Origin of the sequence: Archangium violaceum (assembly GCF_016859125.1) — a bacterium.
GTDB classification, from domain to species: Bacteria; Myxococcota; Myxococcia; order Myxococcales; family Myxococcaceae; genus Archangium; species Archangium violaceum_A.
In genome coordinates this window covers 12,425,293-12,449,988 of the sequence record NZ_CP069338.1, presented here as the reverse complement: position 1 = coordinate 12,449,988, position 24,696 = coordinate 12,425,293, and the positions used below count along the sequence as shown (strand labels likewise).

Below are 24,696 nucleotides of genomic sequence, written 5' to 3'. Positions count from 1 at the left end.
GCCAGCGGGTAGCCCGGATGCAGCGCGGTGAATCCGCCCATGTGGCTTGGACTCACGGAACCTCAGGGGGGAAGACATGCAGCCCGTCTTCGCCCAGCGGCAGGGGAACCTCCGACAACACGGCCGACATGGGCAGTGGGCCGTACAGGTGCGGGAACAGTCCCGGGCGGCGGCCGCCCGAGGCCGGCTCCCAACGCAGGGCGGGGCCGAGTGCCGCCGGGTCGACGGCCACCAGCCACAGGTCACGTTCCCCCGAGCGGTGCCTGCGCGCGCTTTCACGTACCTGCTCGGCCGTGGACAGGTGCAGGAAGCCGTCGCGCATGTCGTCGGCCGAGCCGTGATAGGCGCCAATCGTCCTGGCGGCTCGCCAGTCGTCGCCTCTGACGAGCGTATAGATGGGGGCGTTCATGCCCTGGGAAGATATCGCGCGGCCGGCATGTCTTGCGCCGTGAACGTCGTGCCCGTCTCCAGCGCGCACACCTGCCGCGTGGCGGCATCATGTTCTGGCCAGGGCAGCGTCCCGTCGGTCGCGAAATCCACCCGGAGCCGGTGGATGCGATCGGCGAGTGCCTGCGGCGGTGCGGTCCCGGTGAGCCCCTCCGGACCGGTCGTGCACTTCAGCGTGTCGAAGACGATGGGCAGCTCGAGTCCATGGCACGCGCCCAGCCTGCCTCCGCGGGCAGGGGCGCGCCACCCGAACTCGTAGACGTGTGTGCGTCCGTGGTGTGCCGCCGCGAGCTGCCGCGCGGGCCAGCGGAAGACCAGAGCGCTCATGGCCGTACTTCCATCCGTGGATCCTCAGCCGTGCTTCGACCAACATGTCCCGAGGGGCCCCATTCCCTCTTATACTCGGGTCGAGCGCCAGGGCCTTCATGATGTGAAGCACAGGGCTTCCCAGAATCAAGTTCCGTGAATGGCAGGGCTGCCCTATCCATGACCCATGGATGCTGGATGGCGTCAGCGCCTGCCGGCACCCAGGCAGCCGGCTCACTCCTTCGGAACAAGGAACATCGACCATGATCTATTCAACCGCGATGGTGCCCGTGAACCCCGCTGGCGAGCGCCCACTCACCCGCGAGCAGCTCTGGAAGGGCCTCGTGCTCAAGGCGCGTGACGCGCGGCTGTTCCTGCCGCCCGGCGCCTGTACGAAGTGCGACGTGGTCGTCGACGGTGAGGCGTTCATCATCCGCGAGGCCACCATCCTGGGCGACGATGTGTCGGAGATCATCACCTTCGAGCCCCAGACCAAGGTGTCCTTCCACCAGTTCAAGGGGCCTCGCGAGGGCGTGATCGTCAACGAGGTGTTGCAGGGCGACGATGGCTCTCTGTACCTGAAGTTCTACTGCCTGCTGGGCTTGAGGAACGCGGAACCGGGGGGCGAGAAGGAGCGGCTGGAGCAGGCCATGATGGACAGCGAGGAGCGCGGCTACAAGCGGGCCCTGCTCTCGACCCTGGCGCGGACCCGGGCGCTCGTCCAGGAAGGCCGGCTCTGACGGCCGCGGTGGACGGCCGGGGCCACGTGGAGGGGTGGGCCGGCTGGGTTCACCTGGAGGGCTGGAGCCCCGCGGCGCGCACGGCGTCCCGTAGGACTCCCCGGAACCAGAGGTGCTTCGGATCCCGCTCGTGCCCTGGATGCCACGCCAGCTCCATCTTGATGGAGGGCAGCTCGAAGGGAAGGGCTCGCACGACGAGCTCCAGCTCCCGGGTTCGAGCAAGGGCGAAGCCGCGCGGAAGGACCGTGATGCGGTCCGAGGCGATGAGCAGGGGCGTCGCCAGCGCGAACGAGGTCACGACACGTGTGATCCGCCGGGCGAGCCCCCGCGCTTCGAGCAGGTCGTCCACGGCGCTCCGGCGCGACTGCGCCTGGGGCGTGACGAGGAGATGCTCGGCGGCCGCGAATCGCTGAATCGTCCACGCGCCCTTCAGCAGGGGATGTCCCTTGCGGAGCACGCAGACGAAATCCTCCAGGTACAACGGCTCCGTCGAAAGTCCCCGCTCTCGAGCGGTGTCGGGTGTGACGGCAAGGCCACCCTGGTCTCTCAGGAAGGTCGCGACGTCGACCGTCACCGTCCGTACCGTGAGGCTCGCGCGCGGGGCGCGTGCCGTCATCAGACCATCGAGTACTGGTAGGAGGGCTTCGGCCACCCGGTCCGACGTGGTGAGGACGAACTCGCCAGCGTAGCGGTCGGGCTCGAAAGGCGCGCTCTCTTCGAAGAGGCGCTCCGCCGCGGCCAGGACCTCTCGCGCCGGGCCCCTCAGCTGCTCTCCACGCGGGGTCCTCACCAGCGTTCGCCCCGCCCGGACCAGCAGCTCGTCATCGAAGTCACTCCGCAGACGTCGCAGCGCGTTGCTCGCCGCCGCGGGCGTGATTCCCAGCTTCTTCGCGGCCCGGGCGACGTGGGCCTCCTCGAGCAGGAAGTGGAGCGCACGCGCATGGTTCAGGTCGAACGCGGAGACATTCATGGCGTGAAGCATGGAGCTTCCCAGCATCAACCGCCATGAAGGGGATGGCGAACGTATTCCCAGCCACCCGCCCGGCCATCAATTCCGCTCCTGGCCGTCCTGGGGCTTCTCCTCCTCCTGCGTCTGCCGCCCCCTGGCTCCAACCCCACGGGGGAAGCGCACGTCGACCTCCCGCTCCACCCGTGGCGGGCGTGTGACGCCCGGCGGGAGACACTGGGGTTTGATCTCCTCGCGCAACGAGCCGATGGGCGTCTTCACGTTCGTGGTCACCTCCGTCTGCTGCTTGGCGACGACGACCTCTTCCCGGAAGAGGAGGCATTGGTCCTCACCGTAATACCAGGCGGAGTAGGCGTCCTCGAAGAGCTCCGTGCTCGAGGGGGCCCGCTCCATCTTCTCGAGGACCTGCTGCCTCGTCATGCCAGGGTAGATCTGCTTGAACGGGTTGGCACAGCCCCCACACAGGACGAGCAGGGTCAGGGCGGCGGCGGGCTCACGGATGCGCATCGTCACGACTCCATTGCAAGAAGACATCCGCCGAGGAATGGGAGCGCCCGCCTCCCGCCACAATCACCCGCCGGTACGGGGTGACCGTTCCCCGCGGCACATTCGCGGCGCTCGGGGACGGAGGCATGCCGGCATGCGCCTCCGTCCCCCTCCTCCCGCGAGCGCGGGCCCTACGGCGTTAACTGGAAGTAGAGCAGGTCGGCGGAGCCGCGCGGTGTGAAGGTGCGCTCCTCCAGCATGACGGGCGTGGTGAAGTCACTGCCCACCACCACGGAGCCCCCCGGCTGCTGCGCCAGATGGAGCGTGGGCCAGGTTCCGATGCCCTCCATGTTCCTGTCGAAGGCGCGGGACCAGAGGTGCATGCCCGACGACGTGTGGCGCGCCACGAAGGGCGTGGGCCCGAGGGTGGTGTCGATTCCCAGGGGACCGCCGCCCAGGTCGTACTCGTCGCCGTGGCCCGTGAACGTGGCCGTCCCATCGCTCCCCGTGACGAGCTGCCGGACCGTGGTGCTGCCCAGGGGGCGCAGCCACTCGTCCGCGCCCCAGGTGCTCAGCGCGCCGAAGAAGCCGCTCGGCAGGTGCGGCTCATCCACACGGCCCCCGGTGTACGGCAATCCCCCGAAGGTGAAGCTCCCCCGGAGGTTGGCGATGAAGGCCACGTCCGCCGGGCCCAACGGCTGGACTCCCACGATCTCCCCGGAGACGCCAGGCCAGAGCCGCTTCCACACGAGCGTCCCGGCGGCGTCGTACCTCGCGATGAAGGGCGCGGCCGTCCCCACCGGCCCATCCCCGAGGTCGGCGTTGCCGCTCACGCTGCCGCCCACGAAGACGTTGCCGCCGCCATCCGTGGACACGGCCCGCGCCCGGGCGGGCAGGCTGCCCGCCTCGAAGGCCTTGGACCAGAGGTGCTGGCCGTCCCAGGAGAACTTCGCGAGGAAGCCACCGGCGGCCGGAGACGACGAGATGCTGCGGGTGCCCGCGAAGAGCGGCCCCCCTCCGAAGTCCACCTCGCCATGGAAGCCACCGGCGACGATGAGGCTGCCATTGGCGTCAGTGGCCACGGCCTCGGGTGTCACCGGCCAGTAGATGAGCGAGTCCTCGGACGGGCGGACGGAGGTGGCGACGAAGCCATGGGCCCACTCCGTCTGTCCGGTGGGGGAGAACTTCGCGACGAAGAGCGCGCGGAGCAGCGTGTACTCATCCACTGGGGGGACGGCGGGCAGCGGGCCCGTGCCGAGGTCTGGCGAGCCGCTGTAGCTGCCCACCACGAGGATGTTGCCCAGGGGCGTCATGGTGAGAGCGCGCACCTGCACGTCACCGGTGGTCACCTGGCGGGTCCACGAAGGCGTCCCGTCCGCGGTGTAGCGCGCGAGGGCGAAGCCCGTGCCGTTCGGGAAGGGCGCGTTGCCGAAGTGGCCCGCGGCCACGAAACCTCCCTGGGCGTCGGAGGCCAGGGCGTGGAGCCGCTCGGGGCCCAGGCCGCCGTAGTGCCGCGTCCACCCGGTGAGCCCACCCGTCCCCTGGTAGGTGCAGTAGCGCTCCGACTCCAGGGTGAGGCGCAGCCGCGGGCGCAGCGCCACCTCGCTCGAGTCCATCGAGACGAAGTCCACCCCGTTGGTGGAGCCGGGCAGGAGGCCGAAGCCATAGCCGCCGCCGCTCGTCACGGTGCCCGACACGTCGTACTCCACCCAGGTGCCGGGCTCGATGAGGCCAAGGTCTCCCAGCGGACCGCTGACGAGGGCGGGCCGGGTGTTCCAGTCGAAGAGGCCCACCTGCCAGTCATCGCTGGCGCGGTAGAGCAGCGGGCCGTCCGGGGTGTAGTCGGTGGCGTACAGCCGCAGCATCGCCTCGCTCAAATACCACTCGGGGGGAAGGCTGAAGTTGAACTCGAGGAACGTCTCCAGCCGCTCGGGCGCGGCGTCCACCCGCAGCTCCGGCGCGTCCGAGAAGTGGCGCGTGGGCTGGCTCTGGGAGGCGTACCCGTCACGGGTGGGCGAGATGAGGACCGTCTGCGTGTCCGCCCGTGGCATGCAGGAGGAGTCCACGGTGAGCACGAGCTGGGGCCGCAGTTCCTCCCGGTCGTGCTCGCGCGAGGCGAAGTCGGCCCCATTGCCCGACAGGGACACCAGGGCGAAGTCGTACGGGCGGTTGCCGCTCACCACCTCCGTCACGTCGTACTCCACCCACCTGCCGCTGGAGATGGCTCCCGGCTCATCCAGCACACCGCTGAGGGGCGGGTAGGGCCGGTTGTTCCAGGTGATGCCTTCCTCCGTCCAGCCTCCCGAGGAGAGGTAGAGCAGGGGTCCTCGCGAGGTGCCGTCGAGCGCGTACAGCCGCAGCACCGCCCGCGTCACCAGGCCCGTCACCCCGCTGACGTGGAAGCGCAGGAAACTCTCGCTCTGGGGTGACTGGTCCGCCACCAGCTTGCGCTCACGGCCGAAGTTGCGCGTGGGAGACGCAGCCTCCACGCGCGCGTCGAGGCTCGCCGGGAAGGACAGGCGCGTGGTCGCCTCCTGCCGCCGGGTGCCCGGCTCCTCGGGCCTCCCCTCCTCGGAAGTCTGCCCGCCCGCCTCCAGCCCCCCACAGTGGGTCAGTGCCACCAGCGCCGCGAGTCCACCCACGCACCGTCTCGCCCATGTACCCCAATGCTTCATCATTCCCTCCCCGGGTCGTTGCACCACCAGGTATCGGCGTGCATGGGCTGTACCCACCCGCGGACGTCCAGAAGGAGGCACCCTGCCATGACCCCGCCCGGCCGGGGCAGCGCGTCCGTTCCGGAAACAACCCTTTCCCGTCCCCTGGAGGCGCGTCTCGGAAGGCGTCTGTCCTTCGTGTGACAGGCCCTCGTCCATCATGGCTCCAGGTGCTTTCTCGCGCGGAGCCTCCGTGGGTACTGATGGGGTCTTCACCTCTCGAGGGGCCATGGCGAAGAAGATGGAGAAGTTCGAGTCGCCCGGACTCGAACTGAAAGACGAAATCGAGTTCCAGCAGCGCGTCTGGCGCTTGGAGCGCGTCGTCTGGGTGTTCATCGCACTGCTGCTCATCGCGGCGTTGCTGGGCGTGTTCGGAAACGGGCCCCTCAGCCACACGGTGCTCCTGCAGGGCCCTCTGGCGCTGGAATACGAGCGTTTCGAGCGCATCCTCGCCCCCTCCCTCCTGCGCCTCCACCTCCAGCCGGACGCGGCCGAAGGCCGGGTCGAGGTGTGGTTCGAGCGCAAGTACCTGGAGACGTTCCAGGTGCAGCGCATCGTGCCCCTCCCAGAAGAGGAGCGGGCCGAAGCCGACCGGCTGGTGTTCGTCTTCCGCGCCCCGCCGCGCGAGCGGGCGACGGCCGTCAGCTTCTACGTCATCCCGCTGAAGCCCGGCCTCCGGAGGGGCCGCACCGGAGTGGTGGGTGGCCCGGAGCTCTCGTTCTGGCAGTTCGTCCATCCCTGAATGGAGACCGATGAACTCCGTCATCCGCGCCCTGGTCATCTACCTCATCATGATGGTGCTCATCCGCATGACGGGGAAGCGCACCCTGGCGCAGATCAGCACCTTCGACTTCGTGCTGGTGCTCATCATCGGCCAGGCGACACAGCTCGGCCTCATCGGCCAGGACTATTCCCTCGTCAATGTGTTGGTGCTGGTGAGCACCCTCGTTGGCGTGCACCTCGCCCTCTCCCGGCTGGAGTCGCGGTTTCCCACCGCCGCCCGCGTGCTGGACGGAGTGCCACTGCTCATCGTGGAGAATGGCCACCTCATCGAGGAGCGGGTCAACAGGGCAGGCGTGTCGAAGGAGGACATCCTGGACCAGGCGCGCAGCTCCCAGGGGCTCGAGCGGATGGAGCAGATCCGCTACGCCATCCTCGAGCGTGATGGCTCCATCTCCATCATCCCCAAGAAGGAGTAGGTGACCGGCGGCCGGGCCCCGCGTGGCCGCGTCCACCCGGTCCAGGGAGCGCGTCAGCTTCGTGCGCGCGAGGACCTGGTCGCGCTGCCTCGGGTTGAGGCCGTCGCGCGAGACTCCGGGTTTCACCTGGGTCTTCCGCGCTGTGAGCGTGTAGCTTCCGCTCCGTGAAGACCACCGGTATGACGTCACGCGAATCGAGCGTCGCGCCAGCTCCAGAACCCGCCGACGGGCGGACTTTCGTTCACGGGGCGACCGCGAGGTGGCTGGGAGTCATCACGGGCATCGGCTTGCTGATGTGCTGCGCGTTCGGCGGCGCACACGCGGCGGAGCCGGCCCGCTCCATCAAGGACTTTCATCATACCTCGTGGACGCTCAAGGACGGCGCGCCCGCGGGTATCTGGGGCATGGCGCAGACCAAGGACGGTTGGCTCTGGCTGGGCACGTCCGCGGGGCTCTGGCGCTTCGACGGGGTCGTTTTCGAGCGATACGACCTGCTGCCGGAGGAAAGCACGGCGTCGCGCTCCGTCAGCGTTCTGTTCGCCTCCCGGTCGGGTGGATTGTGGGTGAGCTACTCCTACGGTGGCGCCAGCGTCCTCGAGGGCGGCGTGGTGACCCACCATGGCTCCAAGGAAGGCCTTCCTCGGGGCGTGCCGATCGAGGGGTTCGAGGAGGATGGCGACGGGCGGATCTGGGCGGTGACCGCCAAGGGCCTCTACGTGCTCGAGCAGGGCGTCTGGCAGTTGGCCGACGCGCGGTGGGGTTTCTCGATACCCGGCGGCACCTCGCTCGCTCTTGACCGGATGAATACCCTGTGGGCCGCCACCGACGACGGCGTCTATGTGCTTCGCGTCGGTGCGCGGCGCTTCGAACGCGTCGAAACCGACGCACGGCCAGGCGCCTCCTTGTATCGCACGAACGACGGGACTCTTTGGAAGTACGACGACAGGGGGTTCAGTCCGCTTCACGGTCCCGACGTGCCGCCGCGGTCGGCCGCATTCTCCGAAACCACGTCATGGAACTCGCAATCGCGGCTCTTCGACCGCGAGGGAACTCTGTGGATGGTCGCTTGTCCCAGTGCCCTCTGCCGCGTCGAGAACCCCTACGCCTCCGAGTCATCCTTCCACCAGCGGACCTTCTCCGGTGACACGTTCTCGACGGTGAACGGTCTGTCGTCCGATTCCACGATGAGCCTGCTGGAGGATCGAGAAGGCGATATCTGGGTGGGGACGAAACTCGGGCTCGACCGTTTCCGGCGCAATGACGTCACGACCGTCCGGTTTCCCGAGCCTCTGGTGTACTTCGCGCTGCTGCCCGGTGAAGCCGGCGCGATGTGGGCCGGGACGGCGACCCATAGCGGCATGACCGATCGCTGGTGGCGGCTGGAGCCGCGCCCGAGCCCCGTGCCCGGCTTTTCCTCCGAAGTGACGGCGGCCTACCGCGATACCGACGGCAGCTTGCTGCTGGGCGGCCGGGAAGGCTCATGGCGCTTCGCCGACGGGAAGTTCACACCCCTGGCCATTCCGAAGAAGGAGGAGGGCGCCAAGGTGCAGGCCATCACGCGCGACGGTGCCGGGCGACTGTGGATGTCCTTTCGTGCGTCGACCATCTACAGGCTGGATGGTGACACGTGGACGCCGCGCGGTGGTATCGCCGACCTGCCGGAGCTGCATCCCATCCGCGCCGTGACGGACGAGCAGGGGCGCATGTGGTTGGGGTACGGCCAGAACACGCTGGCCATCGTGGAGGGTTCCAGGGCGAGGGTGTTTTCCGAGTCCGACGGATTGCGGACAGGGACCGTGAGCGCGATCCTCCCGGGCCTGGACACGCTCGTGGGCGGTGAGCTGGGAATGGCCGCCTTCGACGGCCGGCGCTTCCGTCCGCTCTCCGCCACGCGGCCGGACGTGCTCACCGGTGTCACGGGCCTGTTGCGGACGCGGGATGGGACGCTCTGGGTGAACGGCAACGCGGGCGCCGTGCGTATCTCGGCGAACGACCTCCACCGGGCGCTCGCCGAGCCGGACTTCCGGATGCCCTTCGAGCTCTTCGACATGCTGGACGGCATGCCGGGCGCCGCGCAGCAGATTCGTCCCCTGCCGACGTTGGTCGAAGGTACGGATGGGAAACTCTGGTTCGCCGCGACGGACGGACTCGCGTGGATCGATCCGGAACGTATCCATCGCAACCCCCTGCCACCGTCCGTCGTGATTCGCTCCATCACCGTCGGCGACCGGCGCTATGCGCCGCGGGCAGGCCTCCGGCTGCCGCCGCGCACGCGCGGCCTGAAGATCGACTACAGCGCGCTCAGTCTCGCCGTACCCGAACGTGTCGCCTTCCGTTACCGCCTCGAGGGCGTGGACGACGGCTGGCAGGACCCGGGAACACGGCGTGAGGCCTTCTATACGAACCTCGGGCCGGGCCACTACCGCTTCCGTGTCATCGCCGCCAACGACGACGGTGTGTGGAACGAGCAGGGCGCGTCGGTCTCGTTCGCGATAGAGCCCACGTTCTTCGAGACCCGGTGGTTCCTGGCACTCTGTGTGCTCGCCGCGTCGGGCCTGTTGTGGCTGCTGTACGTGCTCCGCCTGCGGCAGATGACGGCGCGCGTGCGCCAGCGCCTGGAGGAACGCCATGCCGAGCGCGAGCGGATCGCCCGCGAGCTTCACGACACGCTCTTGCAGGGCATCCAGGGGCTGATACTGCACATCCAGGCCGTCTCCTCGCGTCTGCCGCGGGGCGAGCTCCGCGAGGGAATCGAACGGTCGCTCGACCGCGCGGATGACGTGCTCGTCGAGGGGCGCGATCGGGTGCGGGAGTTGCGCGCGTCGCGTGGCGACATGTCGGACCTCGCCCACGCGTTCACGGCGCTCGTGAGAGAGTTCGGCGAGACTCGAGTCCCGGCCTTTCACGTCCGCGTCGAGGGAGCGGCGAGAGCGTTGGATCCACTCGTCGCCGACGAGCTCTACCGCATCGGCCGCGAGGCACTCTTCAATTCCTTCCAACACGCGGAGGCGAGCGAGATCGAAGCCGGGATTTCGTACGGCGTGGACGAGCTGCGCCTGCGCTTCCGCGACAATGGGAGTGGGATCGATTCGTCGATCCTCGGCGCTGGCCGGGCCGGTCACTGGGGACTTCGTGGCATGCGCGAGCGGGCGGAGAAGGTGGGGGCGCGCCTGGACATCCTGAGCGGCGCCGAATGGGGCACCGAGGTGGCCCTCTCGCTTTCCGCCGACCGGGCCTATGTCCCGCGAGCCGGGGACAGATGGCGGCGCTGGATGCGTCGAGTCTTGCGTCCGCGGGAATAGCCTGCGCTAGATGGCTCCTCCCTCCCCTTTTGGAGACCCTGGCATGACGATCATGGGCGGATGTCGCTGCGGAGCCGTGAACTATACATTGGCGCTCGATGCGCTGCCCGCGACCTACGCCTGCCACTGCCTCGATTGCCAGACGTGGAGTGGAAGCGCGTTCGCTCTGCACGCGATGCTGCCCGAGGCTGTCATCGCCGTGACAGGCCCCGTGGTCCTCTACGCGCACGAGGGGCCCGGCGGTCATACGTCGTGCCAGCGGGTGTGCGGCGTCTGCCACACGCGCATCTACAACACCAACATGGCCGTGCCGGGCATGGTGGTGGTGCGGGCGGGGACGCTCGCGGACAGCCACCTGCTCGACCCCGTCGCGCACATCTGGGTGAAACGGAAGCAGCCCTGGGTGACCATTCCCGACGGCGTGCCGAGCTGGCCCGAAAGCCCGTCTCCGGAGGAGTTCGCGGCGGCGGTACGAAAGGGGTAGGGCCGTAGTCCGGCGGGGCGGGTGAGTCGGGAGCACGCCCGCCTCTCGCTCGAAGGCCTGTCGGTGGGAGACGCGTTCGGGGAGTTCTTCTTCGTGTCCCCAGCCGTCACCCAGTCCATGGCGCGCGAGCCGCTCGACGCGACCTAGGGCGGTGGAGTGGGCGCTGTTCCCTCGGGCTTGTCCGGCGCGAAGCCGAGCACCTTCGCGCCGGCCGCCTTGGCCCCATCCAGCGCGGCCACCAGCTTGCCGTAGCTCGCCTCGTCATCCGCCACGAAGAAGACGACGCGGTCGTCCTGCTTCCGGGTGTCGAGCATCTGGGTGAGGCGCGTGACGTAGTCGGCCGCCGCGATCTTCTCCGTGTTGATGGAGTAGTCCCCAGAGCCGGCAACCCGCACCACGATCTGCGTGTCGTTCGGGTCGGGTGGCGGGTTCTCCTCCACCTCGGTCTCCGGCACGCGCACCTCGATGTCCTTCTCCATCAGCGGCGTCACCACCATGAAGATGATGAGGAGCACGAGCACCACGTCCACCAGCGGGGTGACATTGATTTCCGAGTTGGGCGCCGAGGCGGGTCTGACCCAGGATCTACGAGTCTTGTTATGGGTCATGGTTGGTCCTTCTGCTGTTCGACCCCCAGGGACACGCGTCTGGCCTTGGCCTTGCGCGCCACCTCCATCACCTTGCGCACGTCGGCCACCCGCAGCGAGTTGTCCGCCTTGAGCAGGATTCTGCGGGCGGGGTCCTTGGCGAGCTCCCCGCGCAGCCGGTTCTCCAGGGCCTTCTCGTCCAGTGGATCGTTGTCCAGATAGAGCTTCTTGTCGGGTGTCACCGACAGGATGAGCGCGTTGTCCTTGCCGTCCGTCTTCTTTTCGATCTCCCTTGCCTTGGGCAGCTCCACGCTCTTGCCACGCTGGAGCATGGGGGTGATGACCATGAAGATGATGAGCAGCACGAGCACCACGTCCACCAGCGGGGTGACGTTGATTTCGGCCTTGGGGCCCCCGGAAGGGCCCCCGACTGACATTCCCATGAGTGCACCTGGGTTTCTGGAAGGGTTGGACTCAGGAGTGCGAGCCGCCGACGCGCCGGGCCACCATGTCCAGGAACTCGTTGGAGGACTCGGAGATGTCCACCGAGCGCGCGTCCACCCAGCCCTGCAGGAAGTTGTAGGCCATCACCGCGGGGATGGCCACCAGCAGGCCGAACGCGGTGGTGATGAGCGCCTCGGCGATACCGGACGAGATGGTGGTCAGACCCCCGGAGCCCGCGGCCGACATGAGCTGGAAGGCGTTCACGATGCCCATCGTGGTGCCGAGCAGACCCACGAACGGGGCCGTGGAGCCCACCGTGGCCAGCACACCCAGGCCGCGCTTGAGGCTCTGCACTTCACGCTGGGCCTGGCGCTCGAGGGCTCGCGCCACGGACTCCACCGCCACGTCCTGGTTGGAGGACGACACCCGGTAGGCAGTCAGGCCTGAGTTGATGACCCTGCCCAGGTGCCCCACGTCCTTGCCTGATTGGGTGTTGGCCGCCGTGTCGAGGTCGTCCTTCGCCAGGATGGCCCCCATCCTGGATGCGAAGCTGCGCGACTCGGAGCGGCTCTTCCGATACACCACCATGCGCTCGACAATGACAACCAGTGAGGTGATCGACATCGCACCCAGCGCGAAGATGATGCAGCGGGCGAACAGGCCCGTGTGCTCCCAGATTCCGGCGATCGTGAATTGCATGGTGTGAGGCGCCCCTCCTTGAGCGTGTGGAGTCGGGCCCCGTGATGCCCGTCCACATGCCGTTCACCCTAAAGTGTGGCGGACGCGCCATGGCCGAGAGACGGCCATTTTTTCGTCATGGTCCTGTCATGGCCGCCGAAGGGCACCGACAGCACGCTCTTCCGGCGGTGCGGTGGCGCGCGCGTCGTGGCGGAAGACCCCTCCCTCAACTCTCTCTCGGGCATGTGCCACGGCCATCGGACGGAGCGGGGGAGCGTCTCCCAACCCTGGACGATGATCGATGAATCCGACGAGTTCATCGCGCGGCGCATCCGGGACACCGGGTGGGCCGTCCAGCTCATCCCCGAGGATGAGGAGGAGCCCGCGTTCGCCTATATGATTGGACTGTTCCGCAACTACGGGCACGCGGAGCGGATCCTCTTCGGGCTCTAGTGGGGTGTCCGACAAGTTTTTCAACATAGTCAGGACAGGTGGCGGTCCACCCACGAGTGCATCTTGGCGCGAGTCCAGGACCAGGTGAAGGGGTGGGCGTAGAGGCGGTTGTACTCGGGCCAGCTGGCATCGAGGTGCTCGATGAGCTCGTCACGGCCGGCCCAGTCCCCTCGTTGCAGGTAGCGCTCGGAGAAGGCGCGTAGCAGCAGCTCCGCCTGATTGAGCCAGGAGGCATGAGCTGGAGTGAAAATCACCCGGACGTGCGGATAGTGGGTGCGAAGGAAGTCGTGCGTCTGCCTGGCGGTGTGACTGGGTGCGTTGTCCCAGATGAGGTGGATGCGCCTGGCGTCGCGATGGTCCCCAAGCAGCTGCGGCAGTACGCCTCGTAGGCAGTCCCCGTTGTTTCTCTCCAAGTTCCAGCTGCGCATGCGGCCGGAGTGCACACCAGCTTGGCCAGGAGGTTCACCGTGCCGCGCCGTACGTACTCGAACTCCCGGCGCTCGATGAGGCCAGGCCGCATGGGCCGCGCGGGTTGCTCGCCGTGCAGCACCTGGATGTTGGGCTTCTCGTCCATGCACAACACCACTTCGTCCCTCTGAGCCAACTGCTGCGCCTGCTCGTAGCACCACAGCACCTGGGCCGCTTTGTGACGGAAGGTGTCGTCCAGGGTGGGCGTCTTCCAGTAACGCGTGCGGTGCGGCTGCAAGTCAGCGTGTGCAGGATGAGCGCCACCGTGGAGTGCGAGATGGTGGGCGCAATGCCCCGCTGACGTGCCACCAGGGCCAGGCTCCGGGTGGACCAGTGCGTCATCTCCAAGCCGACGCCCGCCGGCTCACAACACGCCAACTGCTCTACCTCCACTCGCTGCAGGGGGGGAAAGCTCCCGCGGACGGCCGGAGCGGGGTGCATCCAGCACCACATCGACACCGTACGCTTCGTAGCGACGGCACAAGTTCCAAATGGAGGTGCGCTCCAATTCGAGTCTGTCGGCCAGCTCCGACACGACGATGTCCGGGTCGCTCATGGCCAGCAGCACGCGCGCTCGGCGCGCGACGCGCTGCTCGGTACGTCCGTCCTCCACCAGCGTCTTGAGGTAGGCCACTTCCCCAGGCGAAAGGTGGAGCAGATGCGGCGGTCGTCTCCTCATCCACCCAACTTACCCGCTGGTCTCGACTATGTTGAAAAACTTGTCGGACACTCCACTAGCTGGAGGACATGCACTATGTGCTCACTGCCTGCGCCAGTCGTGTGAAGTCCGGCTGGATGCTCGTGGAGTCTCAGGGGTTGGGAGAGTGAGAGGGAGGGTGGACCGGGATTGTGAATCCTTTCATGGTGGGCCTTGGGCGCATGCCGCTATGCTGCGTCTGGAGTTCATCCGACCATGACGACTCTTCGATTCCTTCTGTTCGCCCTGTTCCTCACCACGGGCTGCCTCGGTGCACCAGACAACGCGGACGTGCGTGCGGACGACTCCTCGTCCCAGGTGCGCGTCCCGGGTCCGGACGACAGGGTGCGGGTGTTCGATACCCTCCAGGCCGAATGGCGAGAGGTGCGCCTGCGTGAAGTCCCGGCCGGAGGCGAAGTCCTCCACGAGGGGCGGCTGCTGCGCGTGCGAACCGGTGCGCGGATCCTCGAGTGGGTGAAGGATGTGGACGTGCGCCTCCTGGCGGAGGCGGATCGCGCCTTCTCGCGAGGACCCCACCTGCGCGATCCCTCGGACACGGACATCGTCCGGGTGCTGGGGGCCCAGACGCGGCACTGCGGCCTGACGGCGGTGCGACCTGGAGAGAACTTCGTCTTCCAGGGTCGGATCTTCCGGACGCGTCTGGCCGCGACGGGGGGGTTGGAGTACGCCAACACCGGTCATACCCTCAGCCGCGTCGCCCGAACCTATACCCGCCCGGCGGACACACTCATCGACCTGTCCGTTCACTACGAGGACGCGGGTGGCGAGAGTGTCATCTCCGGCACGCCCGAGCATCCCTTCTTCGTTCCGGCACGCGGCGAGTACGTGGACATGGGCGAGCTCGAACCGGGCACCGTGCTCCACACGTCGGATGGCTCGCTTGCTCGCGTTGTGGCGTCCTCCAAACGCCATGGCGGGTTCATCGTTCACAACCTCGAGGTGGAGGGCACGCACAACTACCTCATCTCCGCGCCGGACTCCGACACCCCCGCGGTGCTCGTGCACAACACGTGCGGGCCGGGTCAGACGCTCTCTCCGGCGCTGAAGGACAGTCCGTATCACCCCGATGCCGTCGCCGCGCGAGTGAAGCCCGAGTACAGGCCCAGTTCCGCGCATGACCCCAGGAGCCCCAACTTCAACGTCCGCAAGACGCCGGAGCCCGCGGATGCCAGGGAGGTCTATGACAGGTCGGTCCGAACCGACATGGGGGTCTATTTCGGCAAGAACGAGAAGGGGGAGATCTACCGCTTCTCTTCGGACAATACGGGCGGCGTGCACTTCAATGGAATCTTCAAACCCTCCGAGCTTCCAGGCGCCATCGTGCGGCAACTGGGGCAATGACCCAACATGATCATCGGAGATCCATCGCGTTTCGCCGTCGAGTTCGAGCTCGATGAGCACCACGAGCGGGAATGGCTGTTGGGTCGATTCTGCTATTGGGTGGGTGGCGAGCGCGTAGGAGACTACGAATCCGGGACCACCCTGAACGTCGTGCTCTTCCGCCTCACGTCCATCGTCAAGGACTCAGGCAAGCGGGAGCATCCCGAACTGGCGGCGCTCCCCGGGGCGGAATTGTTCCGGCGTTTGAACGCGGCGCTCCACGGAAGCGAGCCATCGCCGGACGAGCAGCGGGCCATGGACGAGATGTGGGCGCGGTTCTACGTCTGCCCGCAGCATGTGGATGTCTTCGATTCCTGGCGGGTCTTCCTCGTGGACGCGGCGTCGACGGCGCGGCTGGTCTTCGGCAGGCCCCAGGGAGGAGACACGGTTCGTGAAGTGAATCTCACCCGGGGAGAGTTCGACCGCGTCCTTCGGGAAGCGTACGAACGGCTCGACCAGCTCTACGAACGAGAACTGAAGACATCTCGCTCGTGAAAGCTCATTGCCTCGACACCTTCTTTCGAGGATGTCTCAAGCATCCAGAGTGAGCTCTTCGACATCCATCGTCAGTCCGCTGCGCTCGTCACACTGCTGCTGCTCACCTCCTGCGGTTCTACTCCCGTGCCCGTCATCGCGGACGTGGACTCGGACTATGACGACATCGTCTCGCTCGCGTACCTGTGCCAGGAGCACAAACGCGGCAGTCTGCGGCTCGCCGCGGTCGCCGTCACCAACAGTGGTGCCGGCTACCCGGGCAAGGCCCTGCGCCACGTGCGCTGCGTGCTCGAGGCCTGCGGACTGAATGACATTCCCGTGGCCGATGCATGCCACGCCCTCCACGCCCAATGCCTTTCCTCTCAGGCTGATGGACAACGTGGACCGTATCCTCTCCAGCATCTTCTCCGAGTGCACCGCCAGCACCGAGTCCACGCAGAAGACGGCCCCGGAGTTGCTGGCCGAGGTGGCCCTGGCCTCGTCAGACTCGACTTTCGCCATTTTGAGGAGGGCGAGCAAGGGAGCGACGGAGCAGAAGGGAAGAGACGGCTACCGGACGGGTTGTGAGGTCGACCAAGACTTCTCCCGTCCAGTACACGATGACCGCCCCTTCCATCAACACGCTGCTGCCGTTACTTCTGCTCCTGCGTCCCGTTTTCACGCAGCCCTCGTTCTGCCGCTTCCTCACCCTGTTTGCTGGCTGGGTGAGCACCCGGGGGGTGCACGCCGTCACCGAGTCCCTGGTGAACGCGGGCGTGTCCGGTGTGCACCACCACGCGGCCTTCCACCGCTTCTTCTCGCGAGCTCGCTGGAGCCTCGACCAGGTGGGTCGCCTGCTCTTGCTGAGGCTGGTGGCACTCACGCCGGGGCCTTTGCTCCTGGCACTCGACGACACCTTGAGCACCCACAAGGGGCCCAAGGTCTTCGGCCTGGGGGTGCACCTCGACCCGGTGCGCTCGACACGACGCAGGGGCGTGCTCGCCTTCGGCCATGTCTGGGTCGTACTGACCGTGCTCGTCCCCGTCCCTTTCTCCGCGAGGCTCTGGGCCCTGCCCGTCCTCATGCGTCTGTACCGGACCCAGGCCGACTGCCAGAAAAGCGGGGACAACCACCTGACGAAGACGCAGTTGGCGCGCCTGTTGGTAGAGCAGGTGTCGCGCTGGTTACCTGACAAGCCGATGGAGTTGGTGGCTGACTCCGCCTATGCCTGCCGGGAGGTACTGCGCCACCTACCACAGGGTGTTGTCTTCGTGGGGGCCATGCGCGCGGATGCTTCGCTGCACCGTCCGCGTATGCGCAAGTGCCGCTCGCCGGTCACAGGACGCCCGCTGACCAAGGACATCCCCCTGCCCAAACCCGAGAAGCTTGCCCGGGACAAAAAACTCCCCTGGCTGTCCATGACGCTCACCCTGTACGGCAAGCCGACGCAGGTGCAGTACAAGGAATTGGTGGCACGCTGGTCTCGTCCCTCTGGGAAAACACTGCTCAAAATCGTCATCGTCAAGGAACTTCGTGGGGAACTGCCCCTGCGCGTCTTCTTCTGCACCGACGCGAGCCGCACCGCTCGTCAGGTCATTGAATGCTATGCCCGCTGTTGGGGCATCGAGGTGCTCTTCCGCGACCTCAAGCAACTGCTGGGCTTCTCCTCCTCGCGAGCGCGTTCTCCCCTGGCGGTGCTGCGAACGGCACCTTGGGTGGCCATGTGCTACACCCTCCTGGTGCTCTGGCACATGGAGGTGGGGTTGGACACCTCTCAGATGGGACTGCCCATCCGTCCCTGGTACCGCACCAAACACACCGTCAGCTTCGCCGACATTCTTCGCCTGGCCCAGCGCACGCTTGCTTCCACGGACTGGGTGAACCCACATCTTCTTCTCGCCAGTTTAAATGAGCCCACTTCACGGCCTCAGCCGAAATCCGCATGAACCGAGCGGCTCGGCCGGCCCAAAATGGCGAAAGTCGAGTCAGAGGCGGCGGCTCGTCCAGCACCGTCAACGCTCCACTGTGTCGCCCATCCCGGTGCCTACCTCCCGGGTGTGTTCCACTTGCCCGGAATCGGTGTTCCACATGGCCGGAATGGGCGTTCCACTTGCTCCGGAATCAGTGTTCCACTTGCCCCGGAATCGGTGTTCCACATGGTCCGGTGCACGCACCCAATCACATTCTCGCTCCACTGGAGCTTTTGGCGACGCCGTCACCAAGCTATTGCCAGGCTCTGCCACTACCGCAAGCGCACCTCTCAGCCCAGGTAGTTGATTTTCAACTGTAGTGAAAAATGGCGAAAGTCGAGTCTGAGTCAAAGATTCTTGACGTCATGTCAAAGATACATTACGTCTTGGACCCGTGGATTTCTTCCGCATGGGGGCGGGCATGACATCCGAAGAGAAGCGCGCGTGGATCATGGCGGTGGTCACGCTCGTCGCGTACTCGGCGTACGTCTTCATCATCGTGGGGCGCTCCGAGAACACTCCGCTCACCGAGGTCGCGTACGTCGCGACGTTGCTGTGGAACATCGGCTCCGCGATCGTGGCGTCGATCGTGCTTCACATCGCGGTCACGATCGTCTCTCCGAAGGAGGCGGGCCAGAAGGACCAGCGCGACAGGGAAATCAATCGGTTCGGCGAGTACGTCGGCCAATCCTTCGTCATCATTGGCGGAGTGGCGGCGCTCGTCATGGCGATGGCCGAGCTGAATCACTTCTGGATCGCCAATGCGATCTACCTGGCGTTCGTCCTGTCATCGCTCCTCGGGTCCGCGACGAAGATCGTGGCCTACCGCCTGGGCTTTCATCCGTGGTGAAGCGAACCCACATCACGAACACCCTGCGCGCGCTCCGATTCGCACACGGGGAGATGACCCAGTCCGAGCTGGCGCAGCGTATCGGCGTGACCCGGCAGACCATCATCGCCATCGAACAAGGCCGCTACTCGCCTTCGCTCGAGATGGCGTTCCAGATCGCGCGGGTATTCAAGGTCCCGCTCGAACAGGTGTTCCAATACTCCGACAGTGAAGGGCAGGAACCATGAAGGCAATCGTCCAGGACACGTATGGCTCGTCCGACGTTCTGCATCTCCGAGACATCGACAAGCCCGTGGTCGGGGAGCGCCAGGTGCTCCTGCGCGTCCACGCGGCCTCTCTCCACATCGGTGACTGGCACCTGATGACCGGAATGCCGTACCTGCTGCGCCTCGGCTTTGGATTGCGTGGTCCGAGAATGTCCGTTCGCGGGATGGACGTCTCGGGGCGCGTCGAGGCGGTCGGCAAGGGCGTGACGCGGTTCCAGCCGGGCGACGAGGTGTTCGGCACCTGCGACGGCGCTCTCGCCGAGTACGCGTGTGCTCGGGAGGACAGGCTCCTGCACAAGCCGTCCAACCTCACGTTCGAGCAGGCCGCGGCCGTCCCCACCTCCGCCATCACCGCCCTGCAGGCGCTGCGCGACCAGGGGAAGGTACGCCCGGGGCAGAAGGTCTTGATCATCGGCGCGGCCGGCGGCGTGGGATTGTTCGCGGTGCAGCTGGCCAAGGCGTTCGGAGCGCATGTCACTGGCGTGTGCAGCACCTCGAAGGTGGAGCTGGTCCGCTCGCTCGGGGCGGACGATGTCATCGACTACACGCGTCAGGACTTCGCGGAGATGGGGCAGCGTTATGAGCTCATCCTCGACACCGCGGGGAACCGTGAGCTGTCTCTTCTCCGTCGTGCGCTCACTCCCAGGGGGACCCTCGTGATCGTTGGAGGAGAAGGAGGAGGGCGGTGGTTCGGAGGTATCGACCGTCAACTCAGGGCGCTCATGCTCGCACCGTTCGTGAGCCACAAGCTTCGAATGTTGGCCTCGGTGGCTCGCAAGGAGGACCTGGAGGTCTTGAAGGAGCTCATCGAGGCCGGCAAGGTCATGCCGATCATCGACAGGAAGTACCCGCTGAGCGAAGGCCGCGAAGCCGTTCGCCATCTCGAAAGCGGTCGCGCACGGGGGAAGATCGTCGTCACCTGCGCCGAGGCGTGAGGGGCGAACACGTCCAACACGAACGTGTTCACCCCTCCGTGGCGCGCCTCCCGATGCCCTCCCTCGGTTGGAACGACGGACGCATTCTTTCAAGGACGGAGAAAGGTGGCGGGCGTCCCACGCGGAGCCGAAAAGAATCAGTCCGCCATGAGTTGACGCAGGCTGACGTCGAGCTGGCTGCGCACCAGGCGCAGCAGGCTGTCCAGCTCATCGGTTGTCAGCCCCAGCCGCGCCGTCAGCTCCTCGCGGGTGAGCGCCAGCAGCCGCTCGCGGGCGCGGGCAATCCAGCGCGCCACGGTGGAGCGGGGTGCCTGGTACGTGGCGCTCACCGCGTCCATGGACAGGCCGTGCACGTGGTGCAGCCGGAGCAGGTTGCGCTCCCGGGCCTCCAGCCGGCCCAGCGCGGCGCGGAAGGCCACGCGGAAGTCCTCCTGGTGCCGCTCGCGGATGAAGGCCAGCTCGGGGTCCGCGCCCAGCCGCTCCGCCAGCGCCACCGGCGCATTCTCCATGGGCAGCTCGCGCGGCGCGGCGCGCTGCCGGTCGATGTGGAGCCGCAGCGCCACGGCCCGCACCCACTGTCCCAGGGGACCGCGCCCGGAGTAGGAGGCCAGCTTGGGGGGGGCCCCGTCCACCGGGACCAGCAGCCGCTGGCGCAACAGCTGCCGCAGCTCGTCCACGAGGGCGGGCTGCTCGCGCGGTAGCCACGTCCCCACCTGGGACAGCACGTGTGTGTCGAGCGCCTCGAGCGCCCGCGCCTCCCCCCGCACGCAGGCGAAGGCGAGGAAGAAATCCTCCGCGCGCAGGCTCGCGAGCACCTCGAGGGCCTCGCCCGTGGAGGGCAGCCGCTCCGCCACGTACGCGAGGAAGGCCCCCGCGTCCATGCCCACCTCCGGCCATGCCTCGCGCGCCTCCCGCACCAGCCCCGCGAGCGCTTCCTCCAGGCCGGGAAGCGCCCGCAGCGCCGGGACGAGCGCGTGCGGCGCCCGCGACAGGAAGGACTCGGTCTGCTCGGACGTCACGCATCACCTCCACCGACAAGCCCACCCACGCGGGCGGGAATGAGCCACGGCGCCCCGGCTCAGGGGGAGCCGTGGGCGGACAGCCAGGACCGCACCTCGCGCGCACGGGGCGTGTAGGCGGGCGCGCTCCGTGCGTAGGCCTCCTGGGCCTCCCGAGCCAGGGCGAGCGCCCGGGGCCGCTCCTCGTGCGACTGCCAGAGGACGCGGGCGAGCGCGAAGTGTGCCCGGGCCAGCTCGGGCGGGGCCAGTTCCACCCGCTTGGAGAGCGCCACCGCCCGCTCCAGTGGCTCGCGGGCCTCGCGCAGTTGGCCACCCTCCACCAGTGCCTCTCCCAGCAGTGCGAGCGTCTGCGCCACCCGGGGGTGCTCCACCCCGAGCGACTGCTCGCGCACCTCCAACGCCCGCCGCAGGTGGACGAGCGCCGGGCGCACCCTGCCCAGGCGCAGCTCCACGTGCCCCAGGTTGTAGAGCGCGCTGGCCACCTTCGGGTGTCCGGGGCCGAGCGTGGCCTCCCACAGCGCGCGTGCCGCCTCGAAGTGGGCGCGCGCGTCGCGCAGGCGGCCCGCGTCCATCGCCACCGAGCCCAGGTTGTTGCGCGACAGGGCCACGTCCGGGTGCCGGGGGCCGAGCCGCGCCTCCTGGAGCGCGAGCGCCTCGCGGTAGGCCGCCTCCGCCCGTGGAAGCTGTCCCAGGTCCACCAAGGCATTGCCCAGGCTCAACAGCACGTTGGCCACCCGCGGCTGCTCGCTGTCTCCGCCCTTGCGCAGGCTGGCCAGGGCGCGCTCGTAGTGGGGCAGCGCCTCCGCCAGCTGACCCTGTCGCGAGAGCGCGTCGCCCAGGTTCACCCGGATCACGCTGGTGCTGGAGTGCTCCGCTCCGAGGACGCGCTCGGCCAGCGCGAGCGCCTCGCCGTAGCGCGCCACCGCCTCGGCCACCTTTCCCTGGAGCCGCAGCGCGGTGGCCACGTTGCTGAGGTGCGCCGCGCGCAGCGGGTTCTCATGGCCGTACACCGCCTCCACCAGCGCGAGGGCGCGCGTATAGTGCCGCTCCGCCTCCGCGTAGCGTCCCAGCGCGTTGAGGGCCATGCCCATGCCGGTCAGGACATCCGCGAGCGCCACGTCCTGGGGCCCTCGCGCCCGCTCCAGCAGGGACAGGGCCTCGCTGGCGTCCGTGAGGGCGCGTGCGTACTCGCCCTGCCGGTAGCTGAGGCTGCTGCGGACGCGGCGCAGCTCCGCGGCCACCTCCAGGGAGGCCTCGGGCCCCAGCCGTTCCAGGGCCGCCTCCGCCATGCGCGCGGTGCGCTGGGCCTCCTTCGCCAGGCCCATGCCCTGGACTTCCGTATAGAGGAGGCGATTCCACGCGCGCGCGGCCGTCTCGTCGTCGTGCCCGGCCTCCGCCACGCGCACCGCCTCCTCCAGCACCTCGCGCGCCTCGGCGAAGCTCCCGGAGGTGCCCCGCAGCTCGCCCAACAGGAGCAGGGCCCACGCCAGCGTGGGCCGGTGCCCCAGCTCCCTCAGTGCCGCCACCACCTCTTCCAGCCGGGGGAGTACGCGCGCATGGAACCCGGCCGAGCCCCGCACGCGCAGCCCGTCCAGCTCCCGGCGCAGCGCCGCCAGCTCCCGCCGGGCCTCGGGGGCTTCCGGCAGTGGGTCCACGCGGGCGAGCGCGTCCCGGTCCGCGCACGCGGCCAGGGAGGGGAGCTGCCGCGCGGCTTCGGACGCCCGCGTGAGTGCCTCCCGCTCGCCTCCCTCCAGCAGCTCCACCAGGTCGTGCAATGCCTGGCGCCGGCCATCCAGGCACGCGGCGCGCAGGTCCATCAGCCGCTCGGACTGCGCCTGCCGCACGCGTGTGTCCTCGCAGGACTGCCGCTCCTGGGCCACCAGCGCCTGGGCATAGGCGTCCAGCGCCCGCGCGGTGGACTCGAAGGCGTCCCCCCGCACCGGCGGGGAGTCCTGACGGAAGCGCTGCTCCAGCCGGGCCCGGCGCGCCGCGTCCCAGGTGCCCTCCAGCCGGGCCTCGAAGCCGGTGCACACCTGCGCGGCGTCACCCCGTGCCAGGCCGAAGCCCGCGGCGGCGCTGGCCGCCACGCCCATGGCCAGCGCCGCCGCCCAGCGCCAGCGGCGCGCGCGAGAGCCGGACTCGAGCCGGGCGAGAAGCGCGTCCAGGGTAGGGTGGCGCGAGGCCGGCTCGGCGGCCAGGCCCCGCAGCACGGCGTCTCGTACGGCGCCGGGCACGCCCGAACCGCGGGGCGGCGGCGTCACCCGTCCCTCGCGCAGGGCCCGGGCTCGCTCCTCCACCGTGTCACCCGCGAAGGGCCGCTGGCCGAAGAGGGCCTCGTACAGCGCGACGCAGAAGCTGAACTGGTCGCTGCGCGCGTCCGCGCGCAGGCCCCGCCACTGCTCCGGGGACATGTACGCGGGCGTGCCCAGCCGGACGCCGGTGAGGGTGTCGCCTCCCCGCGGTGGGGGAGGGGTCTCCCGGGCGGGGTCCTCCCCGGCCCATGGCTCCGGTGGGGCCAGGGGCGTGGGCCCCGCGCGCGCGAGGCCGAAGTCGGTGACGCGCACCTGGCCGTCGTCGCCCAGCAGCACGTTGTCCGGCTTGAAGTCGCGGTGCACCAGCCCCACCGCGTGCGCTGCGGCCAGCCCCTGGCCCGCCAGGAGGAAGCGGGAGAGCACCTCGCGCCACGGCCGCGGTGCCTCCGCGAGCCAGTGGCGCAGCGTCCGCCCTCGCACCAGCTCCATGGCGAGGAAGACGGTGTCGTCGTCCTGGCCCACGTCATGCACGATGACGACGTTCGGATGGGACAGCCGGGCCAGCGCCTGGGCCTCGCGCACCAGCCGCCCGCGCGCCTCCGCGTCCGCCACCGCCCCGGGCTTGAGCAGCTTGAGCGCCACCTCCCGGGCCAGGTCCGGGTCATACGCGGCGAAGACGACCCCCATGCCCCCCTCGCCCACGCGGCGCAGCAGCACGTAGCGCCCCACGCGCTCCCCGGGCCCCGGCGGACCGAGCGGCGCCAGGGGCTCCAGGCCCTCCGCGGACAGGGCCCCTCCACTCCTGAGTCCCGCCACCACCGTGCTGCATGCCGCGCACCCATCCAGGTGGGCCTCGAGCCGGGCCACGGCGTCCGCGGACAGGCGCCCCTGCTCCCACTCCAGCAGCTCGTTCTCGTCAGGGCACGGAGTCATGCGAATAACCGTAAGGCCGCAGAAATCCGTAAATATACTTCACCCGAAGACCCGGTTGAAACGAGGAAGGCGGGTTGGCGAGGGGGCGGGGAAGCGGCGAGGAGTGGTTGCCGGGGGCATCAAGGTCGCGCGCCGCACGGCGGGCTTCGAACTCATGCCCCGTCCCCATGGGAAGGACCTCACCTCATTGACGAGGTGGCGGTTGCGCGCATCAAGGCGCGAGGCGCTCCCGGGATGGTGATTGTCGCGTTGTGGCAAGAAAGGAAGGCCGTCCATGTCGAAGTGGACGCAATGGGGCCTTGCCATTTGTCTCGCGTTGGGAGGGGAACTCGAGGTGTCGAATTGCCTGACACGTCTTGTTGGATGGCGTTTGTCGGACCTGCCTTGCGAGATACCGTCAATCACTTGCACTTTCGGCGGCGGTTTCGATTCCCGCCGCCTCCAATAGGTGCGGCGGGTCTGAGGGGCCTCTTACGATGCGAGGCGCGGGGACGAGGCGTCCTCCTCCCGCGGATTCAGGAGCACGAGCCGCGAGGCTTCCCCGGCCCGCCCCCGGAGCGGCTGGCTGACCTCCATGACGGGGAGCCCATGAGCCGCACGCCGAGCCGGCGCAGAAGCCTTTCA

26 protein-coding genes are annotated in these 24,696 nt (G+C 68.3%); 13 read left to right on the top strand and 13 right to left on the bottom strand.

What is annotated here, in order from left to right; all coding sequences use genetic code 11:
* Positions 1 to 52: 52 nt before the first annotated feature.
* Both JQX13_RS52590 and JQX13_RS52585 read right to left on the bottom strand, forming a co-directional pair.
* Positions 53 to 409, bottom strand: a complete 357-nt coding sequence (locus JQX13_RS52590) for a DUF952 domain-containing protein (protein WP_203406876.1) — start codon at positions 407 to 409, stop codon at positions 53 to 55.
* Positions 406 to 774: a hypothetical protein gene (locus tag JQX13_RS52585; protein WP_203406875.1), complete on the bottom strand. Its 369-nt coding sequence runs from the start codon at positions 772 to 774 to the stop codon at positions 406 to 408. Before JQX13_RS52585 ends, JQX13_RS52590 begins: the two co-directional genes overlap by 4 nt.
* Before the next feature lie 242 nt (positions 775 to 1,016).
* On the opposite strand from JQX13_RS52585, the gene JQX13_RS52580 reads away from it, so the two are divergent.
* The gene (locus JQX13_RS52580) at positions 1,017 to 1,493 is read left to right on the top strand and encodes an AtaL-like protein (protein WP_203406874.1); all 477 of its coding nucleotides are present in this window, start codon (positions 1,017 to 1,019) and stop codon (positions 1,491 to 1,493) included.
* Between the two features lie 49 nt (positions 1,494 to 1,542).
* Here the strand turns inward: JQX13_RS52580 and JQX13_RS52575 are convergent, their stop codons facing one another.
* The 3 genes from JQX13_RS52575 to JQX13_RS52565 form a co-directional block, all read right to left on the bottom strand.
* On the bottom strand, positions 1,543 to 2,475 hold the full coding sequence (locus tag JQX13_RS52575; RefSeq protein WP_203406873.1) for a LysR family transcriptional regulator: 933 nt from the start codon (positions 2,473 to 2,475) through the stop codon (positions 1,543 to 1,545).
* A 66-nt stretch (positions 2,476 to 2,541) separates the two neighbouring features.
* Positions 2,542 to 2,967, bottom strand: a complete 426-nt coding sequence (locus tag JQX13_RS52570) for a hypothetical protein (RefSeq protein WP_203406872.1) — start codon at positions 2,965 to 2,967, stop codon at positions 2,542 to 2,544.
* Between the two features lie 170 nt (positions 2,968 to 3,137).
* The gene (locus JQX13_RS52565) at positions 3,138 to 5,588 is read right to left on the bottom strand and encodes a DUF7594 domain-containing protein (protein ID WP_203406871.1); all 2,451 of its coding nucleotides are present in this window, start codon (positions 5,586 to 5,588) and stop codon (positions 3,138 to 3,140) included.
* Between the two features lie 301 nt (positions 5,589 to 5,889).
* Here JQX13_RS52565 and JQX13_RS52560 point away from each other — a divergent pair, with 301 nt between their 5' ends.
* From JQX13_RS52560 to JQX13_RS55810, 5 genes are all read left to right on the top strand, one after another.
* Complete coding sequence (locus JQX13_RS52560) at positions 5,890 to 6,402, top strand: hypothetical protein (protein ID WP_203406870.1); 513 nt, start codon at positions 5,890 to 5,892, stop codon at positions 6,400 to 6,402.
* Between the two features lie 10 nt (positions 6,403 to 6,412).
* On the top strand, positions 6,413 to 6,859 hold the full coding sequence (locus JQX13_RS52555; RefSeq protein ID WP_203406869.1) for a DUF421 domain-containing protein: 447 nt from the start codon (positions 6,413 to 6,415) through the stop codon (positions 6,857 to 6,859).
* Between the two features lie 179 nt (positions 6,860 to 7,038).
* The gene (locus JQX13_RS52550) at positions 7,039 to 10,161 is read left to right on the top strand and encodes a sensor histidine kinase (protein ID WP_203406868.1); all 3,123 of its coding nucleotides are present in this window, start codon (positions 7,039 to 7,041) and stop codon (positions 10,159 to 10,161) included.
* Positions 10,162 to 10,237: 76 nt separating this feature from the next.
* Entirely contained in the window at positions 10,238 to 10,645 is a 408-nt protein-coding gene (locus tag JQX13_RS52545) for a GFA family protein (protein WP_203406867.1), read from the top strand.
* Between the two features lie 21 nt (positions 10,646 to 10,666).
* Complete coding sequence (locus tag JQX13_RS55810; RefSeq protein ID WP_275424973.1) at positions 10,667 to 10,792, top strand: hypothetical protein; 126 nt, start codon at positions 10,667 to 10,669, stop codon at positions 10,790 to 10,792.
* Here JQX13_RS55810 and JQX13_RS52540 read toward each other — a convergent pair.
* Genes JQX13_RS52540 through JQX13_RS52530 form a run of 3 tightly spaced genes read right to left on the bottom strand, consistent with a single transcriptional unit; the run spans position 10,789 to position 12,375 of the window.
* Positions 10,789 to 11,253: an ExbD/TolR family protein gene (locus JQX13_RS52540; protein WP_203406866.1), complete on the bottom strand. Its 465-nt coding sequence runs from the start codon at positions 11,251 to 11,253 to the stop codon at positions 10,789 to 10,791. The genes JQX13_RS55810 and JQX13_RS52540 overlap by 4 nt on opposite strands.
* A complete protein-coding gene (locus JQX13_RS52535; RefSeq protein WP_203406865.1) occupies positions 11,250 to 11,675 on the bottom strand; it encodes an ExbD/TolR family protein in 426 nt (141 codons plus the stop codon). Before JQX13_RS52535 ends, JQX13_RS52540 begins: the two co-directional genes overlap by 4 nt.
* A 31-nt stretch (positions 11,676 to 11,706) precedes the next feature.
* A complete protein-coding gene (locus tag JQX13_RS52530) occupies positions 11,707 to 12,375 on the bottom strand; it encodes a MotA/TolQ/ExbB proton channel family protein (RefSeq protein ID WP_203406864.1) in 669 nt (222 codons plus the stop codon).
* A 117-nt stretch (positions 12,376 to 12,492) separates the two neighbouring features.
* On the opposite strand from JQX13_RS52530, the gene JQX13_RS52525 reads away from it, so the two are divergent.
* The gene (locus JQX13_RS52525; protein WP_203406863.1) at positions 12,493 to 12,807 is read left to right on the top strand and encodes a DUF4262 domain-containing protein; all 315 of its coding nucleotides are present in this window, start codon (positions 12,493 to 12,495) and stop codon (positions 12,805 to 12,807) included.
* A 29-nt stretch (positions 12,808 to 12,836) separates the two neighbouring features.
* Here the strand turns inward: JQX13_RS52525 and JQX13_RS55190 are convergent, their stop codons facing one another.
* Both JQX13_RS55190 and JQX13_RS52515 read right to left on the bottom strand, forming a co-directional pair.
* Entirely contained in the window at positions 12,837 to 13,235 is a 399-nt protein-coding gene (locus tag JQX13_RS55190) for a transposase (protein WP_239014405.1), read from the bottom strand.
* 404 nt (positions 13,236 to 13,639) lie between these two features.
* The gene (locus tag JQX13_RS52515; protein WP_239014404.1) at positions 13,640 to 13,909 is read right to left on the bottom strand and encodes a helix-turn-helix domain-containing protein; all 270 of its coding nucleotides are present in this window, start codon (positions 13,907 to 13,909) and stop codon (positions 13,640 to 13,642) included.
* 279 nt (positions 13,910 to 14,188) lie between these two features.
* On the opposite strand from JQX13_RS52515, the gene JQX13_RS52510 reads away from it, so the two are divergent.
* Entirely contained in the window at positions 14,189 to 15,334 is a 1,146-nt protein-coding gene (locus JQX13_RS52510) for a polymorphic toxin-type HINT domain-containing protein (protein WP_203406862.1), read from the top strand.
* A gap of 6 nt (positions 15,335 to 15,340) precedes the next feature.
* Positions 15,341 to 15,868, top strand: a complete 528-nt coding sequence (locus JQX13_RS52505) for an immunity 42 family protein (protein ID WP_203406861.1) — start codon at positions 15,341 to 15,343, stop codon at positions 15,866 to 15,868.
* Between the two features lie 36 nt (positions 15,869 to 15,904).
* On the opposite strand, the gene JQX13_RS55185 is transcribed toward JQX13_RS52505, so the two are convergent.
* Positions 15,905 to 16,387 (bottom strand): hypothetical protein, encoded by a 483-nt coding sequence (locus JQX13_RS55185; RefSeq protein ID WP_239014403.1) that lies wholly within the window; start codon positions 16,385 to 16,387, stop codon positions 15,905 to 15,907.
* Between the two features lie 80 nt (positions 16,388 to 16,467).
* On the opposite strand from JQX13_RS55185, the gene JQX13_RS52495 reads away from it, so the two are divergent.
* The 4 genes from JQX13_RS52495 to JQX13_RS52480 all read left to right on the top strand — a co-directional run bounded on the left by JQX13_RS52495 (position 16,468) and on the right by JQX13_RS52480 (position 19,868).
* Entirely contained in the window at positions 16,468 to 17,793 is a 1,326-nt protein-coding gene (locus tag JQX13_RS52495; RefSeq protein WP_203406859.1) for an IS701 family transposase, read from the top strand.
* Positions 17,794 to 18,238: 445 nt separating this feature from the next.
* Complete coding sequence (locus JQX13_RS52490) at positions 18,239 to 18,667, top strand: hypothetical protein (protein ID WP_203406858.1); 429 nt, start codon at positions 18,239 to 18,241, stop codon at positions 18,665 to 18,667.
* On the top strand, positions 18,661 to 18,894 hold the full coding sequence (locus JQX13_RS52485) for a helix-turn-helix transcriptional regulator (RefSeq protein WP_275424972.1): 234 nt from the start codon (positions 18,661 to 18,663) through the stop codon (positions 18,892 to 18,894). Before JQX13_RS52490 ends, JQX13_RS52485 begins: the two co-directional genes overlap by 7 nt.
* A complete protein-coding gene (locus JQX13_RS52480) occupies positions 18,891 to 19,868 on the top strand; it encodes an NAD(P)-dependent alcohol dehydrogenase (RefSeq protein WP_203406857.1) in 978 nt (325 codons plus the stop codon). The genes JQX13_RS52485 and JQX13_RS52480 overlap by 4 nt, the downstream gene beginning before the upstream one ends.
* Positions 19,869 to 20,005: 137 nt before the next feature.
* Here JQX13_RS52480 and JQX13_RS52475 read toward each other — a convergent pair whose 3' ends face one another.
* Together JQX13_RS52475 and JQX13_RS52470 are read right to left on the bottom strand one after the other, a co-directional pair.
* Entirely contained in the window at positions 20,006 to 20,887 is an 882-nt protein-coding gene (locus JQX13_RS52475; RefSeq protein ID WP_203406856.1) for a sigma factor-like helix-turn-helix DNA-binding protein, read from the bottom strand.
* 59 nt (positions 20,888 to 20,946) lie between these two features.
* Entirely contained in the window at positions 20,947 to 24,072 is a 3,126-nt protein-coding gene (locus JQX13_RS52470) for a tetratricopeptide repeat protein (protein ID WP_203406855.1), read from the bottom strand.
* Positions 24,073 to 24,696: the final 624 nt, after the last annotated feature.